An 18168-nucleotide genomic window follows, 5' to 3' on the forward strand; every position below is an offset into this window, starting at 1 on the left:
AATAGTTACGCTATTCTCGTCACTTCCCTTTATGCCAATATAAGTCTGTTTATATATAATAGAAAAAACCGTTATTTTTCTTCTCTCTATTAGTCATGTTAATATAGAGAGAGGAAAGGAACGGTTTTTTTCTGTGGAAAAATCGTTTTAAATTTGTATGGGGAGGTTTGCAGTTTGGAAAAAAAAGTCGTATTAGTAGATGGTAATAATATCGCGTATCGTGCTTTCTTTGCACTACCGCTTTTAAATAACGACAAGGGTATACATACGAACGCAATTTATGGTTTTACGATGATGTTAATGAGAATATTAGAGGAAGAAAAACCGACGCATATGCTTGTAGCGTTTGATGCGGGAAAAACAACATTCCGTCATAAAACATATAGTGATTATAAGGGAGGGCGTCAAAAGACTCCGCCTGAATTATCAGAGCAATTCCCGTTTATTCGTGAACTACTTGATGCATTTAATGTTCCGCGTTATGAGTTAGAAAATTATGAAGCGGATGACATTATGGGGACGTTAGCGAAAGAAGCAAGTGAACAAGGGTTTCATGTTAAAGTTATTTCAGGAGATAAAGATTTACTTCAACTTGTTTCAGATAATACACTCGTATGTATTCCTCGCAAAGGGATTACGGAAGTAGATGAATATACGAAAGAAGCTTTATTTGAGAAATATAGCTTGTCACCAAAACAAATTATTGACATGAAAGGTTTAATGGGAGACCAATCAGATAACATTCCTGGCGTACCAGGTGTTGGTGAAAAAACTGCAATTAAATTGTTAACACAATTTGAAACAGTAGAAGCTGTATATGAAAACTTAGATCAAGTAAGTGGCAAGAAATTAAAAGAAAAGTTAGAAGCAAATAAAGAACAAGCTCTTATGAGTAAAGATTTGGCGACTATTATTACGGATGCACCAATTACTGTGCATGTAGATGATATGGAATATAAAGGATACGAAGCAAGCGATGTTATTCCGATGTTCGAGAATTTAGGATTTACATCTCTTTTAAATAAGTTAGGTGTTACGCCAGAAGAAACAGCGCCAGCTGAATTAGATGATATTACATTTGATATTGTGGAAGAAGTTACGGAAGAAATGCTTCAGCAAGATAGTGCGCTTATTGTAGAGGTACAAGAAGATAACTATCATAAAGCGGACATTCAAGGTTTTGGTATTCAAAATGAAAATGGTTGTTACTTTATTCCGACAGACGTCGCTCTTAAATCAGATGCTTTCAAAGAGTGGCTTGCGAATGGAGAAATGAGGAAACATACATTTGATGCGAAGCGTGCTATCGTTGCTCTCAAGTGGAATGGTGTAGATATTCAAGGGATTGACTTTGATTTATTAATTGCCGCTTATTTACTTGACCCAGCTGATACCGATAAAGATTTTCGTGCTGTAGCAAAAATGAAAGAAACACATGCGGTAAAGTCTGATGAAGAAGTTTACGGAAAAGGTGCGAAGCGTGCTGTTCCAGAACAAGAGGTAGTAGCTGAGCATGTAGCTCGTAAAGTGCATGTATTATACGATGTGAAGCAAACATTCGTAGAAGAGTTAGAAAAGAATGAGCAATATGAACTATTTACAGAGTTAGAATTACCGCTTGCGCGTGTATTAGCTGACATGGAAGTGAAAGGTGTTACAGTTGATACGGAGCGTCTTCGTAATATGGGAGAAGAGCTTGCAGGTAGATTAAAGGAAATGGAACAGGAAATTTATGAGCTAGCGGGGACAGAATTTAATATTAATTCACCGAAGCAGCTTGGCGTCGTTCTATTTGAGACCTTAAACTTACCAGTTATTAAAAAAACGAAAACAGGTTATTCTACGTCAGCTGATGTACTAGACAAGCTTATGGATCATCATGCAATCATTCCGAAAATTTTACACTATCGTCAATTAGGGAAACTAAACTCAACATATATTGAAGGGTTATTAAAAGTTGTACATGACGATTCGTCTAAAATTCATACTCGCTTTAACCAAGTGTTAACGCAAACGGGGCGACTAAGTTCAACAGAACCTAACTTGCAAAATATCCCAATTCGCTTAGAAGAGGGAAGAAAGATTCGTCAGGCATTTATTCCTTCAGAAGAAGGATGGATTATGTACGCGGCTGATTATTCGCAAATCGAATTGCGCGTGCTTGCTCACATTGCAAAAGATGAAGGGTTAGTTGAAGCGTTCCAACATGATATGGATATTCATACGAAAACAGCTATGGATGTATTCGGCGTTGGAAAAGATGAAGTGACATCTAATATGAGACGACAAGCAAAAGCTGTAAACTTTGGTATTGTGTACGGTATTAGTGATTACGGACTTTCACAAAACTTGGGGATTACTCGAAAAGCGGCAGGAGAATTTATTGAGAAGTATTTTGAAAGTTTCCCAGGTGTGAAAGAATATATGGATGACATTGTAAAAGACGCGAAGCAAAAAGGATATGTTTCAACGTTATTAAATCGTCGTCGTTACATTCCAGAAATTACGAGTCGTAATTTTAATTTGCGTAGCTTTGCAGAGCGTACTGCAATGAATACACCGATTCAAGGTAGTGCGGCGGATATTATTAAAAAGGCTATGATTATTATGGCGGATCGCTTAGAAGAAGAAGGATTAGAAGCGCGTCTTCTTCTGCAAGTGCACGATGAATTGATCTTTGAAGCACCAAAAGAAGAAGTGGAAAAATTAGAGAAGCTTGTACCGGAAGTAATGGAGCATGCAATTGAATTGGCAGTTCCATTAAAAGTTGATTATTCTTACGGCCCAACTTGGTACGACGCGAAATAAGGAAGGGATAAAATGCCTGAATTACCAGAGGTTGAAAACGTTAGACGGACACTTGAAAATCTTGTAACGGGAAAAGTAATTGAAGATGTAATTGTCACTTATCCAAAAATAGTGAAACGACCGGACGATGTAGAAATCTTTAAAGAAATGCTGAGAGGCGAGACGATTGGAAATATAAAACGAAGAGGTAAGTTTTTACTTCTATATGTAACGAACTATGTAATTGTTTCACATTTGCGTATGGAAGGTAAGTTTTTACTTCATCAAGAGGATGAGCCAATCGATAAACATACACACGTGCGTTTCTTATTTACAGATGGAACTGAATTACATTATAAAGATGTGAGGAAGTTTGGTACGATGCATCTCTTTAAGAAAGGTGAAGAATTTGCTCAAATGCCTCTTGCAGATTTAGGGCCAGAACCATTTGATGCTGAATTGACACCGCAGTACTTAAGGGAAAGACTACAAAAGACAAATCGTAAAATAAAAGTTGTATTATTAGACCAGCGTCTTTTAGTAGGGCTTGGAAATATATATGTAGATGAAGTTTTATTCCGTTCGCGCATCCATCCAGAACGAGAAGCATCGTCTTTAACAGAAGAGGAAATCGAAAGAATTTACGAGGCGACTGTCACAACACTAGGTGAAGCTGTTAAACGCGGGGGAAGTACAATTAGAACTTATATTAATTCACAAGGTCAAATCGGTTCGTTCCAAGAGCTTCTAAATGTATATGGGAAAAAAGGAGAACCGTGTGTAACTTGTGGCACGATATTAGAAAAAACAGTGGTTGGTGGAAGAGGAACGCATTACTGCCCAATTTGCCAGCCTAGAATATAGAAAAGAGATAACATCGGATAGGCATTTGTCATATACATACAGCAGAGCTATGTATAAGGGAGGAGCTTACCGATGTACCTTTATTTATCTCTTATTTTATTAGCTTTTACATTAAGCTTAGATAGCTGTAGTGTAGGGCTGACATATGGGTTAAGAAGCGTAAGAATTCCGCTAAGATCCATTATAATTATCGGGATCTGTTCAGCAGCTGTAATGCTCGTTTCCATGGGAATTGGACATATGATCGCGAAAATATTTTCACCTGTTATCGCAACGCGTATCGGTGGGCTTGTTCTTATTGGAATAGGTATTTGGGTGTTATATCAGTTTTTTCGGGGCGATAAAAAAGAAGAACCGAAGCAAGAAGAGAAAGTTTGGAAGTTAGAAATTGCTTCGCTAGGGCTAGTCGTTCAAATTTTGCGAAAACCGACTGTTGCGGATTTTGATAAATCAGGAATCATCTCCGCAGGAGAAGCGCTACTTCTCGGTATTGCTCTTTCTGTGGATTCGTTTGGTGCTGGAATTGGTGCATCTTTATTAGGGTATGCACCTGTGATGATGGCGACGATAGTTGCGGTTATGAGTTCTTTATTTTTATTTATTGGAATGAAGCTCGGTACGGTTTTATCGAATATGAAATGGTTACAAAAATTTACATTCCTGCCTGGGGTTTTACTCATTATTATTGGAATTTGGAAAATGTAAGTATGGGCGTGGAACATTAGTTTCGCGCCTATTATTATGAGGAGGATTATTATGACAGTTGTAGTTGGATTAACAGGAGGCATTGCGAGTGGGAAAAGTACAGTATCACAAATGTTTCGAGAAATACATATACCAGTCATTGATGCCGATATTATTGCGCGAGAAGTTGTAGAACGTGGAAAACCAGCATATAACAAAATTGTAGAAGTTTTTGGAACGGAAGTGTTACAAAAAGATGGAGAACTTGATCGACCGAAGCTTGGAAGTGTTGTTTTTTATAATGAAGAAAAACGATTGCAGTTAAACAAAATTGTTCATCCTGCGGTGCGTGAAGAAATGAATGAACAAAAGGAGATGTACATAAAAGAAGGTATGCAAGCGGTTGTGTTAGATATCCCTCTTTTGTTTGAAAGTAAATTAACAAATCTCGTTGATCGAGTATTAGTTGTAGCGGTTACGCCGAATACGCAATTAGAACGTTTAATGAAACGGAATGATTTTTCAGAAAAAGAAGCAACGGCACGTATTCAATCTCAAATGCCACTAGAAGAAAAGGTAAAGATGGCGGATGAAGTAATTCATAATGATGGCACAATTGTTGAAACGAAAACACAATTAGCTGCTATTTTGAAAGAATGGAACATTATTGATTAAAAAATTGTGAAATTAATGAAAATGCTTAGTGACATATCTCCTTTTTGTGCTATACTATTATTGGGATTGGAGATAAATAGTATAACGCATTCAAGGGGGATAACATATTATGACTCGTGTGGCAATTAATGGATTTGGACGTATTGGGAGAATGGTATTTCGTCAAGCAATAAAAGAAAGCGCATTCGAAATTGTAGCAATCAATGCAAGCTATCCATCCGAAACGTTAGCACATTTAATTAAATATGATACAGTTCATGGTAAGTTTGACGGAACAGTAGAAGCATTTGAAGATCACCTACTAGTTGATGGGAAAATGATTCGCCTTTTAAACAACCGCGATCCAAAGGAATTGCCTTGGAAAGATCTAGGTGTTGAAGTTGTAATTGAAGCAACTGGTAAATTTAATTCGAAAGAAAAAGCAATTCTTCATGTTGAGGCTGGAGCGAAAAAAGTTATTTTAACAGCGCCTGGTAAAAATGAAGATGTAACAATTGTAGTTGGTGTGAACGATGACCAATTAGATATTACAAAACATACTGTTATTTCAAATGCATCTTGTACAACAAACTGTTTAGCGCCTGTTGTAAAGGTGTTAGATGAGCAGTTCGGAATTGAAAACGGTTTAATGACAACTGTTCATGCTTATACAAATGACCAAAAAAATATTGATAATCCACATAAAGATTTAAGAAGAGCACGTGCTTGCGGACAGTCTATCATTCCGACAACGACGGGTGCTGCGAAAGCGCTAGCAAAAGTTCTTCCACACTTAAACGGAAAACTTCATGGTATGGCACTTCGTGTACCAACACCAAACGTGTCTCTAGTTGACCTAGTAGTAGACGTAAAACGTGATGTGACAGTTGAAGATATTAATGAAGCGTTCAAAACTGTTGCAAACGGTGCATTAAAAGGAATTGTAGAATTCAGCGAAGAGCCTTTAGTGTCTATCGACTTTAATACAAATACACACTCAGCTATTATTGATGGTTTATCTACAATGGTAATGGGTGATCGTAAAGTGAAAGTGCTTGCTTGGTATGATAACGAGTGGGGCTACTCTCGTCGTGTTGTAGATCTTGTAACGTTAGTTGTTAATGAATTAGCGAAACAAGAAAATGTTCAACACATTTAAGTGAAATAAAGGGAGGGCAAGTAAATATTTGCCTTCTTTTTTATTTTTTTCTGAAAAGGGAAAAAATTATATGAGTATATTTTCAAAAAGTGGACATACCAAAAACCATTGGGATTACTGCATTTGTGAATGGTTTATTTTTTTTAGGGAAAAGTAAAGAGGAAAATATGACAGAAAATCGAAAAAACTGTTGTTGCAAAATGAAAATAAACAAAGTATACTAACACTCGTAAACTTAAGAGCTGAGGTACGTAGTCACTACTTAAAGGGTTAGGACCTCTCTGGACTAACTTTCCCCCGTGGTAGTGGAGCAAGCCAAATTGCAAATTAGTTTTCAATTCGAACAGTTAGATTAAATTTACAAGGGGGAACTGTAGAATGGATACTATGGATACGATGGGTCGTCACGTGATCGCTGAACTTTGGGATTGCGATTTCGACAAGCTTAATGACATGCCGTATATTGAACAATTATTTGTGGATGCAGCACTAAGAGCTGGTGCTGAAGTACGTGAGGTTGCTTTTCATAAATTTGCACCACAAGGTGTAAGTGGAGTAGTAATTATTTCGGAATCACATTTAACAATTCATAGCTTTCCGGAGCACGGTTACGCAAGTATTGATGTTTATACTTGTGGGGATCGTATTGATCCAAATGTTGCTGCAGAATATATTGCAGAAGGTTTAAACGCGAAAACGCGTGAGAGCATCGAGCTTCCTCGAGGCACTGGTAGCTTCGAAATTAAGCAGAGAGAAACAAAAGCTCTTTAAAAAAGAACATAATTGATTTAAAATGTAAAGAGGTGTATAATGCACCTCTTTTTTAGTTTATATAAAATAAGATCATGATATGTATTAACTTAGAGTGGTCAGTGTAGAAGAATGAGTTATATAATATTGTATATATATTTTCACGTGTAGATGAATCGTAAAAAATAAAGAGTATATTGTAAAGGAGTGAATGAATTGCGTTGTCCATCCTGTTTTCATAATGGCACAAGAGTGTTAGATTCGCGTCCGGTAGACGAGGGGCGCTCTATTCGAAGAAGGAGAGAGTGTGAGAGTTGTTTAAGTCGCTTTACGACATTTGAAAGGGTAGAAGAATCACCTCTTATCGTTGTTAAAAAAGAAGGAACACGAGAAGAGTTTAATAAAGAGAAGATCTTACGCGGTTTAATTAAAGCGTGTGAAAAAAGACCTGTATCTTTAAGGCAGTTAGAGGAAGTAACGCAAAGTGTAGAGCGTGAACTTCGTAACTTAGGTATATCAGAAGTGAAAAGTGATATGATTGGTGAAATTGTTATGGAAGAACTTCGCGATATCGATGATGTTGCTTACGTACGTTTTGCTTCTGTATATCGTCAATTTAAAGATTTAAATGTATTTATTGAAGAATTAAAAGATATACTGCAAAAAGAGAGAGAGTAGAAGGTGTAATCCATTCTCTTTATATACTGTAAGTAAACGAGATAAGAGAGCTAGAAGCGGAAGCTAATAGCTCTTTTTCGCTAAGAAATTATATAATGAAGATAGAACGAATGAAATATAGGTTAGATTGGATGAGAGAAAGGAAAGCAAGAATGGAAAAACAGTCATGGATGGAGCTATTGCCGATTGATCGTTATAAAGTAAGTGCGAAAGGGTTGCTACATAATTACGACCGGAAAGTGTTAACGATGTTGTATCAGCCGCTAGTAGGTAGTAGAGCTTTTAGCTTATACATGACGCTATGGGGAGAGTTAGAGCAAGATCGTGTGTTTGGAAAAGAGAATACACATCACTCCCTTATGGTGACCATGCAAATGCAACTTCCTGAAATATATGGGGAACGAGTAAAGTTAGAGGCGATTGGGCTTTTAAATGTATATATTAAGAAAGAAAAAGATATTCGAATGTTTATATATGAATTGCAACCACCTTTATCTCCGAAGCAGTTTTTTGATGATATTGTTTTAAGTATCTTTTTATACAATCGATTGAGTCGGACAAAATACAACCAAGTAAAGCAATATTTCTTAGAAGAAGAATTCGATTTTGCTTCTTATGAAAATGTTACGCGCTCCTTCAATGATGTATTTGATTCATTTAACCCAGGTCAGTTTGAGTATGCGCAAGAAGAACTTCGTATCCCGAAAACGACAACTATGCCAAGTAATGAGAATGGGGATGCTCCGAAAGTTTGGAATGATTTCTTTGATTTCTCTTTATTTGTAGAAGGATTATCAGCGCTTGTTCCTAAAAAGGCGATTACAGATCAAGTGCGAGAATGTGTCATTACACTCTCTTATGTGTACGGTGTGGATGTGTTATCGATGCAAAATATCGTTCTTGGCGCAGTGACAGAGATGCAAACAATTGATATTGAAAGGCTTCGAAAGGGAGCACGCGATTGGTATCAATTCGAAAATGGTCAAGCATTACCTGTATTAAGTGAAAGGGTGCAACCTCATGCTGCTCGTACAATGAAAGAGAAAGAGCCATCTACGCAAGAAGAGATGCTAATGAAGCAGTTAGAGGAAATCTCGCCAAAACAACTATTGAAGGAGATTTCGGGCGGTGCAGAGGCGACGAAGGCGGACTTGCAAATTGTCGAGGATGTAATGATAAACCAAAAATTAACGCCAGGGGTTGTGAATGTACTTATTTATTACGTTATGCTACGCTCAGATATGAAGCTTGCTAAAACGTATGTTGAGAAGATTGCTGGGCATTGGGCGCGAAAAAAGGTTGGTACAGTAGGCGAAGCAATGGCGCTAGCAAAAGAAGAGAATCGTCAATATCAAGAGTGGGCTGAGACGAAGAAGAAAGGCCGTACGACCAAGAAAACGGTGCGTAAAGAAATGGTACCTGATTGGCTTAAAGAAGAGCCGAAAGAACAAGCGAAAGAAACTGTGAAAAATGACGTGAGTGTGGAAAAAAATGCAAGTACGTTAGAAGATGAACGAAAACGATTAGAAGAAGTGTTGAAAAAATATAAGCGTGATTAATAGAAGAGAATGAACGCTCTTTGAGGTGAGGAAATGGAGCATATTCAAAATTCGTTTGCGAAATTAATGGAGAATGAAAACTTTAAGAATAGATATGAAGTCTTAAAGGCAGAAGTGATGGCACATCCGCGTGTGAAAGAATTTATAGACGAACATAAAGGTGAAGTAACGACTTCGATGATTGAACGAAGTCTTGTGAAGTTATATGAATATATTGGGCAAAGTGTAGGGTGCGCTGATTGTCCAGATTTAGGGTCATGTAAAAACATGCTGCAAGGATATGAGCCAAAGCTTGTTATCCAAGGTAAGATGATTGATATTCAATACGATCGCTGCGTTAGAAAAGTAGCATATGATGAGCGGAAGAAATATGAAAAGCTTGTTCAAAGTGTATATATGCCAACTGATATTTTACAGGCAACTATGGAAAACCTAGACCCTTCAGATTTAGATGCACGTATCGATGCAATCGGTGCAGCGAATGAATTTTTAAGCACATATGAACCGGGTAAAAAAGTACAAGGTTTATATCTGTACGGTAAATTTGGTGTGGGGAAAACGTATCTTTTAGGAGCAATTGCGAATGAGCTTGCCCGAAAAAAAATAAGTTCGATGCTCGTATACTTCCCTGAATTTTTACGTGAAATTAAAAGTTCTATTCAAGATAATTCGATTGGGGAAAAGATTGATGCGGTTAAACGTGTACAAGTGTTAATGTTAGATGATATTGGAGCGGAGGCAATGTCGAGTTTTGTACGTGATGATGTGCTTGGTGCAATCTTACAATTCCGTATGCTAGAAAACTTACCGACGTTCTTTACGTCTAACTTTGATTTCAAGGAGTTGGAACATCATTTAACGTATACACAACGCGGTGAAGCCGAAGAAATGAAAGCAGCCCGTATTATGGAACGAATTAAATATTTAGCGAAACCAATTCCAATTGGCGGAAAGAACCGTCGTCATAAGTAAAGAGCAAGCTGAGAAGCTTGCTCTTTTGTATTATAGTGATATTTTCTTTTCGAATATGAGCTCCAAATATTCAGGGTGGCCGGAACCTCCATCCGTCTCTAGCATGTTCTTGAATAATTTCTTGGTAATCTTCAGCGGGTTTTACGCGGGTAAAACCCCAATGTAATTCGATTTTCACAAACTTATATTCAAAAATTTGTATACCCTATTTTGGTGATGAATAAATTATACAATGAAAAAATTAAATTGGCTTGTATCATTTTTTTCTCTCTCCTTTAATATATATGAAATTAGCAAGTTGTATCGAGTGGGTTGTCTAAGGGTAGAAGATTGTTTCTGCTGAGAGACTTTGCCACGGATCGGACTCTTATAGGGTTTTTAAATCCTTTAGAGCGGGGATAAAAGGGGGGACAAAAGTGATTGAAATTTGCTTCGAAGAAAAAAATGATGCTGTGCACATATACAGACAACTAACGAAAAAAATGGAATTCTTATACAAGGAAACAAGTGTATATTTAAACGAACAAAAGGTTGTTATTCATATACCATTATGTGAATCGAATTATATTGAAAAGATTTTATTGCCAGTATTACTATATTTCATTATGAATGTGAAACAAAATGAATGGATTCATACCATTTTAAAGGAAAAGTTTTTTTATGAAGAACAAGAAGAGTGTCATCAAATATTGCATATGGCACATGAGATTTTAAAGGAAAGAAGAAAAGGGGTAGCTAGTGATTTAACGCGTCATAAATTTGAATCTTATATTGCGTCGTCTTTAAATGATTGGCTTTGTGATCCGCTCTCATTTTCGTTTTCATCATACGTTCGCTTTCGTCTTCGTACATATAGGGAAATGGTAGATCGGCTTGCTGAAGTTGCAATTGATGAGTATAAGATGGAGCAGGAATATCAAATGTTCATTGAGACACTTCGCCAACAAGTAAGGAGCCGGAAATCGCGTTTGTCCTGTGTGCATCTTATTTTTGATGAAAGTTTTATTTTCTATGATGATAAAGGTAGACGTTTAAAACAGGAGAAATTGGTTCAATATATAGATGAAGAATTATTAAAGCAAAAGGATGTATATATCGATACGAAAGTAATTGCACCACTTCTTTCCATCTCGCCGAAAAAGATTTATTTATATACGAAAGAACAAGATCATAATATGATTATTACTTTGCGAAATGTATTTCAAGAACGAGTACAACTACATGGATTACATGAATTTGAGCGCAACGTGAAAAATTTAAAAAATAAGGGTAACGCCCTTGATTTTCTAAGTTTTTGAGCATATAATTACCTACATAAATGAAATATATCGAAATGTTATGATGAGGACATGAGTAGTTTTCTACGATTTTCAGAGAGGGAAGCCTTAGGGTGTGAGCTTCCTAGTACGGGATTATTACTTACCACCTCTAAACTTTAGCAGTGAACCTTTTTCTAGTAATTGCTAACGGACAACACCGTTATGTTGAACTTGAGCAATTAACAATAAAGTTAATTGGAACAAGGGTGGAACCACGAATTCAACACTCGTCCCTTTTTATGGGATGAGTGTTTTTTATTTTGAAAAAAAGAGGAGTGACCAGTGATGGCAGATGTAGTTAAAATTACTTTCCCTGATGGAGCTGTGAAGGAGTTTCCAAAAGGAGTAACAACTGAAGAAATCGCAGCTTCTATTAGCCCAGGCTTAAAGAAAAAAGCTGTGGCTGGAAAGTTAAATGATGAGATGATCGATCTTTCTACACCAATTGAAGAAGATGGTGCAGTTTCTATTATTACATTAGATTCTGAAGATGGCTTATATATTTTACGCCACTCAACAGCCCACCTTTTAGCGCAAGCGTTAAAACGTTTATATAAAGATGTTAAGCTTGGTATCGGTCCAGTAATCGAAAATGGCTTCTACTACGATATCGATATGGAAGAAGCAATTACAGTTGAAGATTTCAAGAAAATCGAAAAAGAAATGCAAAAAATTGTGAACGAGAACTTAGAAATCGTTCGTCATGAAGTACCACGTGCAGAAGCACTTCGTCGTTACGAAGAAGTTGGCGATGAGCTAAAATTAGATTTAATTAACGATCTTCCAGAAGATGCAGTTATTTCAATTTACGAGCAAGGCGAATTCTTCGACCTTTGCCGTGGTGTTCACCTTCCATCTACAGGAAAGATTAAAGTATTTAAATTATTAAGCGTTGCAGGTGCTTACTGGCGCGGCGATAGCAATAATAAAATGTTACAACGTATTTACGGTACTGCATTCGTTAAGAAAGCAGAATTAGATGAGCACTTACGTATGCTTGAAGAAGCAAAAGAGCGCGATCACCGTAAATTAGGTAAAGAATTAAAACTATTTACTAATAGCCAAAAAGTAGGACAAGGTTTACCACTTTGGTTACCAAAAGGTGCAACAATCCGCCGCATTATTGAGCGTTACATCGTTGATAAAGAAGCAAGCTTAGGATATGACCACGTATACACTCCAGTACTAGGAAGCAGAGAGCTTTATGAAACTTCTGGTCACTGGAACCACTATCGTGATGGCATGTTCCCATCAATGGAAATGGATAATGAAGAATTAGTTCTTCGTCCAATGAACTGTCCTCACCATATGATGGTTTATAAAAATGATATTCATAGCTACCGTGAACTACCAATCCGTATTGCGGAACTTGGAACAATGCACCGTTATGAAATGTCTGGAGCATTATCTGGATTACAACGTGTACGCGGGATGACTTTAAATGATGCGCACATTTTCGTTCGCCCAGACCAAATTAAAGAAGAATTAAAACGCGTTGTAAACTTAACTTTAGAAGTATACAAAGATTTCGGCTTAGAAGATTATTCATTCCGTCTATCTTATCGTGATCCAGCAGATACTAAAAAGTATTATGCTGATGATGAGATGTGGGAAAAAGCACAAGGTATGTTAAAAGAAGCTATGGATGAAATGGGTCTTGAGTACTATGAGGCTGAAGGTGAAGCAGCGTTCTACGGTCCGAAACTTGACGTTCAAGTTCGTACTGCACTTGGAAAAGACGAAACACTTTCAACTGTACAATTAGACTTCTTACTTCCAGAACGCTTTGAATTAACTTACGTAGGTGAAGATGGTAAACAACATCGCCCAGTTGTAATTCACCGTGGTGTTGTATCAACTATGGAACGCTTCGTTGCCTTCTTAATTGAAGAATACAAAGGTGCATTCCCAACTTGGTTAGCTCCAGTTCAGGCGCAAGTAATTCCAGTTTCTCCGCAAGTACATTTAGACTACGCGAAGAAAGTACAAGAAGACCTGCAACGTGCTGGTATCCGTGTTGAAGTAGATACTCGTGAAGAGAAAATTGGTTACAAAATCCGTGAAGCACAAATGCAAAAGATCCCGTACATGCTTGTAGTAGGTGACAATGAAGTGACTGAAAATGGCGTAAACGTACGTAAATATGGCGAACAAAAATCAGAAACAATCGCATTAGATGCGTTTGTTGACATGATTAAAGTAGAAGGAAAACGATAAGAAAGAGCCGCGGTATACCGCGGCTTTCTTATGTATTATAAATAAGAAAAACTAGAAAAAATAACCAAACAATACTTATCATAAAAAAGTATTGCAAGTATGCTAGTTGTTTGTTACAATATTTCTTGTTGTTAGTAAAACACATCGCGTCTTCTTGACAGACGTCATGTCCTATGATAAACTCATCAAGGATAATAGAATATGGTTTTGGAACAAGTAGAAGCACCCGCTTCTCACCTGATGGACGCATTCGCAGTTAGCAGGTAAATGTATTTCTTACTAAAGATATTACAAGTGTGGGTGCCGTATGCCCGCACTTTTTTTGTTCGGGTTCTACAATTACAAAACGTATTCTGAGAAAACCTTGGAGGTGGCTTACTATTAGCAAGGATATGATGATTAACGAGCAAATTCGTGCACGTGAAGTACGCTTAGTTGGCGCGAACGGCGATCAACTTGGAATCAAGTCTCGTAATGACGCTTTAGACTTAGCTGCAAATCTTAATCTTGATTTAGTATTGGTTGCTCCAAATGCGAAACCGCCAGTATGCCGCATTATGGACTACGGTAAATTCCGCTTTGAGCAACAAAAGAAAGAAAAAGAACAGCGCAAAAATCAAAAAGTAATTAGCATGAAAGAAGTTCGTTTAAGTCCAACAATTGATGAACACGACTTTAACACAAAACTTCGTAATGCTATCAAGTTTTTAGAGAAAGGCGACAAGGTTAAAGCGTCAATTCGCTTTAAAGGACGTGCCATTACTCATAAAGAAATCGGTCAACGTGTTTTAGATCGCTTCTCAGAAGCTTGTGCTGAAGTTAGTACAATTGAATCTAAGCCTAAAATGGAAGGACGTAGTATGTTCTTAGTTTTAGCACCGAAAAACGATAAGTAATAGATAGAGGAGGAAATACCTATGCCTAAACAAAAAACTCATCGCGGCGCTGCAAAGCGTTTCAAAAAGACTGGATCTGGTAAACTGAAGCGTTCTCACGCTTACACAAGCCATTTATTCGCTAACAAATCTACAAAAGCTAAACGTAAATTACGTAAAGCTGGTGTAGTAAGCGCTGGTGACTTCAAACGCATTCGTCAAATGCTTGACAACTTAAAATAAGTTCGGCTGATATATAGAACAAATAGGAGGTAATATTATGCCAAGAGTAAAAGGTGGTACAGTTACTCGTCAACGTCGTAAAAAAGTTATAAAATTAGCAAAAGGTTACTACGGTTCTAAGAGCACATTATTTAAGGTTGCTAACCAACAGGTTATGAAATCTCTAATGTATGCATTCCGTGACCGTCGTCAAAAGAAACGTGACTTCCGTAAATTATGGATTACACGTATCAACGCAGCAGCTCGTATGAATGGTCTTTCTTACAGCCGCTTAATGCACGGTTTAAAAAATGCTGGCATCGAAGTTAACCGCAAGATGCTTGCTGACTTAGCTGTTCATGACGAAAAAGCTTTCGCTGAATTAGCAACAGTTGCAAAAAACAACATTAACTAATTGTTTAAAACCTTAGAAGATTTTTCTTCTAAGGTTTTTTATTTGTATTCATTATAATTATTCAATAATTAATAAAATTCCCTACGTGATATCGTCACAATTGAGTGCGTTATTTCGCACCTCAGTATATTAATATGTGCTTGTAAGAACTTTTGGAAAGATAACGAGGAGGCGTTTACATGAAAGCAGGAAAGATCTACGGGCGTGTCGTTATCGATATGACAAAATCAATATAAAAGTTATAGCAATATAGAAGAATATACATATGAAGTCAGGGGAATTCTCTTGGCTTTTTTATTTGTACTCATTCGTGAGGAAGTGTACCTTTCCTAGCAGAAACGACACTGCTATAATGGAAAGATGATATGGAACTTTCATCAGATGAATAATCTATGAATGATGATTGAAACGTATTTGCAAATTAAGGACAAGCTATCTTTATAAAGATGTAGGTAGCTGACTTGTTAATAAGAAACGAAAAATAATAATGAACTTTGAGATGAAACAACATTGTTGCGGAAAATGCGATGTTGGAGGAGGACAATAGAATGGACTTACTACAACTATTTAAATTACAAAAAGAATTAGACGATCGTATTGTGAAAGAGCATGACTTACAACCGAAGAAATTGTTAAAAGAAAAAATGTTAGCTCTTCTTGTAGAAATTGGAGAACTTGCAAATGAAACACGTTGTTTTAAATATTGGAGCAATAAACCAGCATCAGAACGTGAAGTAATATTAGAAGAATACGTAGATGGCCTACATTTTATTTTATCAATCGGAATCGATTTAGGAATTGATAAAAACTTCTTATTCTATAAATGTGCGCAAACGAATAAAACACAAGTAGAAATTTTCTTAGACACATATGCGAAAGTAATTCGTTTTACAGATCAACCTTCTATTACGAACTATATTGAATTATTTACAAGCTATCTTCGCCTTGGACAAGCGCTTGAATTTGAACAAGAAGAAATTGAAAAAGCATACTTAGATAAAAATGAAGTAAATCATCAGCGTCAAACACAAGGATACTAAGTTAATTTTTGAATATTTCAATTTACTTATTGTATAATGAAGTGACTGAAGAAAAAGGAGGGTGTTGGCAATGACAAAATTAGACGCGACATTGACAATGCTAAAAGAATTAACAGATGCACGCGGTATTGCGGGTAACGAGCGCGAACCACGTGAAGTAATGAAGAAATATATTGAGCCGTTTGCAGATGAACTTTCTACTGACAATTTAGGAAGTTTAGTTGCGAAAAAAGTTGGGGAAGAAAACGGCCCGAAAATTATGGTTGCAGGTCATTTAGATGAAGTTGGCTTTATGATTACGCAAATTGATGACAAAGGATTCCTTCGTTTCCAAACGGTTGGAGGCTGGTGGTCACAAGTTATGCTTGCACAGCGTGTAACGATTGTAACGCGTAAAGGAGATGTAACAGGTGTAATTGGTTCCAAACCACCGCACATTTTACCTCCAGAAGCTCGTAAAAAGCCAGTTGACATTAAAGATATGTTCATCGATATTGGTGCTTCTAGCCAAGAAGAAGCGATGGAGTGGGGCGTACGACCAGGAGATCAAGTTGTACCTTACTTTGAATTCCAAGTAATGAAGAATGAAAAAATGTTACTTGCAAAAGCATGGGATAACCGAATTGGTTGTGCAATTGCAATTGACGTATTAAAACAATTAAAAGATGAAAAGCATCCAAACGTTGTATACGGCGTTGGGACTGTACAAGAAGAAGTTGGTCTTCGTGGTGCGAAAACATCTGCAAACTATATTAAGCCAGATATCGCATTCGCTGTAGATGTTGGTATTGCTGGTGATACACCAGGTGTATCGGCGAAAGAAGCACAAAGTAAAATGGGTGATGGCCCACAAATCATTTTATATGATGCTTCTGTTATTGGTCATACAGGTTTACGTGATTTCGTTGTTGATGTTGCTGACGAATTACAAATTCCGTATCAATATGACTCTGTAGCGGGTGGCGGAACGGATGCAGGAGCAATTCATATTTCTGTAAACGGTATTCCGTCTATGGCAATTACGATTGCGACACGCTACATTCATTCTCATGCAGCGATGTTACATCGTGATGATTATGAAAACGCAGTGAAGTTAATTGTAGAAGTTATTAAACGTCTTGATAAAGAGGCTGTACATAACATTACATTTAATTAATAGAAAAAAGCGAAGGGGAATTTCCTTCGCTTTTTTTATGTTAAAAGGGTCTTTCTAATCCTGCTGCCGTATGAGCTCCTAAAATAATTAAGCGCGTCAACTGCATTGCCATAAAATGCGGGGTATAGATCATGCCCTTTTTTAGCCATGACATAATCATTCCGAGATGAGCACCAGTAACATAACTAATGAGAATATCACGAGGGACCATAAGCTTTTCGTCGTTAGGCTGTGAAATGGATAAACTTAACGTTAAATGTGTTTGAATTGCTTTCATCATTTTATAAGTATAGTTTCCGGCTGCTTTATCACCGAGCATAATGTTATAGAAATTAGCATTTTCTGCGATATGCTCAAATAAAGCTAAAAAGGTCGGATGTGGAGAATCAAACGTAAGCTGAAAGTCTTCTTTACTGCGCTTTTCTGGCTTAATCACCTCGACTAGCTTTTCTAACATCTCTTCTATGCTTTTTTCTAATAAGTCATATTTATCGTGATAATGGCTATAAAATGTAGCGCGATTTACGGGGGCGCGTTCTGCGATATGTTGAACGGATACACTTTCAAAGCCCTTTTCGCCTACTAAAGCGACAAAAGCATCCTGTATGAGTTGTCTCGTTCGTTTCACGCGTGGATCATTTGTATTTTTAATAGACATTTTTACTTCACCTCGTTTAATTTTTTTCACTTAAACAACACATATATAGTGTAATGTTGTTTAAACAACATATATGTTTAAATTGTCGGTTGTAGATTCGGAATAATTATTTATAATTATAAACGATAGTCCTTTAGAAATCAGCACCGCTCGCAGGCA

At 37.0% G+C, this 18168-nt stretch carries 17 protein-coding genes, 1 pseudogene and 2 other annotated features; of the genes and pseudogenes, 16 read left to right on the plus strand and 2 right to left on the minus strand.

All coding sequences use genetic code 11. The annotated features are described in order from the left end of the window. The first annotated feature begins 174 nt into the window (after positions 1 to 174). From polA to dnaI, 9 genes are all read left to right on the plus strand, one after another. Positions 175 to 2808, plus strand: coding sequence for a DNA polymerase I (polA, locus tag MR109_RS17540; protein ID WP_242273301.1), 2634 nt, complete (start codon positions 175 to 177; stop codon positions 2806 to 2808). A gap of 12 nt (positions 2809 to 2820) precedes the next feature. Beyond that, on the plus strand, positions 2821 to 3651 hold the full coding sequence (gene mutM / locus MR109_RS17545) for a DNA-formamidopyrimidine glycosylase (protein ID WP_025147563.1): 831 nt from the start codon (positions 2821 to 2823) through the stop codon (positions 3649 to 3651). A 72-nt stretch (positions 3652 to 3723) separates the two neighbouring features. Next, a complete protein-coding gene (ytaF, locus tag MR109_RS17550; protein WP_071718477.1) occupies positions 3724 to 4356 on the plus strand; it encodes a sporulation membrane protein YtaF in 633 nt (210 codons plus the stop codon). A 51-nt stretch (positions 4357 to 4407) separates the two neighbouring features. Next, positions 4408 to 5010, plus strand: a complete 603-nt coding sequence (coaE, locus tag MR109_RS17555; protein ID WP_242273303.1) for a dephospho-CoA kinase — start codon at positions 4408 to 4410, stop codon at positions 5008 to 5010. 109 nt (positions 5011 to 5119) lie between these two features. Then, positions 5120 to 6148, plus strand: coding sequence for a glyceraldehyde-3-phosphate dehydrogenase (locus tag MR109_RS17560; RefSeq protein ID WP_002173705.1), 1029 nt, complete (start codon positions 5120 to 5122; stop codon positions 6146 to 6148). A gap of 387 nt (positions 6149 to 6535) precedes the next feature. Next, positions 6536 to 6919: an adenosylmethionine decarboxylase gene (speD, locus tag MR109_RS17565; protein WP_002003660.1), complete on the plus strand. Its 384-nt coding sequence runs from the start codon at positions 6536 to 6538 to the stop codon at positions 6917 to 6919. 195 nt (positions 6920 to 7114) lie between these two features. Beyond that, entirely contained in the window at positions 7115 to 7576 is a 462-nt protein-coding gene (gene nrdR, locus MR109_RS17570; protein ID WP_001203686.1) for a transcriptional regulator NrdR, read from the plus strand. A 152-nt stretch (positions 7577 to 7728) separates the two neighbouring features. Beyond that, entirely contained in the window at positions 7729 to 9135 is a 1407-nt protein-coding gene (locus MR109_RS17575) for a replication initiation and membrane attachment family protein (RefSeq protein WP_098789781.1), read from the plus strand. Positions 9136 to 9168: 33 nt separating this feature from the next. Then, entirely contained in the window at positions 9169 to 10107 is a 939-nt protein-coding gene (dnaI, locus tag MR109_RS17580) for a primosomal protein DnaI (protein ID WP_048372891.1), read from the plus strand. Positions 10108 to 10137: 30 nt separating this feature from the next. Here the strand turns inward: dnaI and MR109_RS17585 are convergent. After that, positions 10138 to 10303 (minus strand): annotated as a pseudogene (locus MR109_RS17585) (DUF4177 domain-containing protein). A 220-nt stretch (positions 10304 to 10523) separates the two neighbouring features. On the opposite strand from MR109_RS17585, the gene ytxC reads away from it, so the two are divergent. From ytxC to MR109_RS17620, 7 genes are all read left to right on the plus strand, one after another. Further along, positions 10524 to 11405, plus strand: a complete 882-nt coding sequence (gene ytxC, locus MR109_RS17590; RefSeq protein WP_242273305.1) for a putative sporulation protein YtxC — start codon at positions 10524 to 10526, stop codon at positions 11403 to 11405. Positions 11406 to 11436: 31 nt separating this feature from the next. After that, positions 11437 to 11664: a binding site (T-box leader), on the plus strand. A 47-nt stretch (positions 11665 to 11711) separates the two neighbouring features. Further along, positions 11712 to 13643, plus strand: a complete 1932-nt coding sequence (thrS, locus tag MR109_RS17595; RefSeq protein WP_071718480.1) for a threonine--tRNA ligase — start codon at positions 11712 to 11714, stop codon at positions 13641 to 13643. 208 nt (positions 13644 to 13851) lie between these two features. Continuing rightward, positions 13852 to 13972: a sequence feature (ribosomal protein L20 leader region), on the plus strand. Positions 13973 to 14035: 63 nt separating this feature from the next. Beyond that, on the plus strand, positions 14036 to 14539 hold the full coding sequence (infC, locus tag MR109_RS17600; protein WP_000973214.1) for a translation initiation factor IF-3: 504 nt from the start codon (positions 14036 to 14038) through the stop codon (positions 14537 to 14539). Positions 14540 to 14560: 21 nt separating this feature from the next. Then, positions 14561 to 14761, plus strand: coding sequence for a 50S ribosomal protein L35 (gene rpmI / locus MR109_RS17605; protein ID WP_001125945.1), 201 nt, complete (start codon positions 14561 to 14563; stop codon positions 14759 to 14761). Between the two features lie 37 nt (positions 14762 to 14798). Beyond that, positions 14799 to 15155: a 50S ribosomal protein L20 gene (gene rplT / locus MR109_RS17610; RefSeq protein WP_001138364.1), complete on the plus strand. Its 357-nt coding sequence runs from the start codon at positions 14799 to 14801 to the stop codon at positions 15153 to 15155. A gap of 548 nt (positions 15156 to 15703) precedes the next feature. Continuing rightward, positions 15704 to 16195 (plus strand): dUTP diphosphatase, encoded by a 492-nt coding sequence (locus MR109_RS17615; protein ID WP_000365057.1) that lies wholly within the window; start codon positions 15704 to 15706, stop codon positions 16193 to 16195. Between the two features lie 70 nt (positions 16196 to 16265). Next, positions 16266 to 17351 (plus strand): M42 family metallopeptidase, encoded by a 1086-nt coding sequence (locus tag MR109_RS17620; RefSeq protein WP_098306379.1) that lies wholly within the window; start codon positions 16266 to 16268, stop codon positions 17349 to 17351. A 40-nt stretch (positions 17352 to 17391) separates the two neighbouring features. On the opposite strand, the gene MR109_RS17625 is transcribed toward MR109_RS17620, so the two are convergent. After that, complete coding sequence (locus MR109_RS17625; RefSeq protein WP_098473603.1) at positions 17392 to 18009, minus strand: TetR/AcrR family transcriptional regulator; 618 nt, start codon at positions 18007 to 18009, stop codon at positions 17392 to 17394. Positions 18010 to 18168: the final 159 nt, after the last annotated feature.

The sequence above is a fragment of the Bacillus cereus group sp. BfR-BA-01310 genome, assembly GCF_022664325.1.
GTDB lineage: Bacteria > Bacillota > Bacilli > Bacillales > Bacillaceae_G > Bacillus_A > Bacillus_A paramycoides.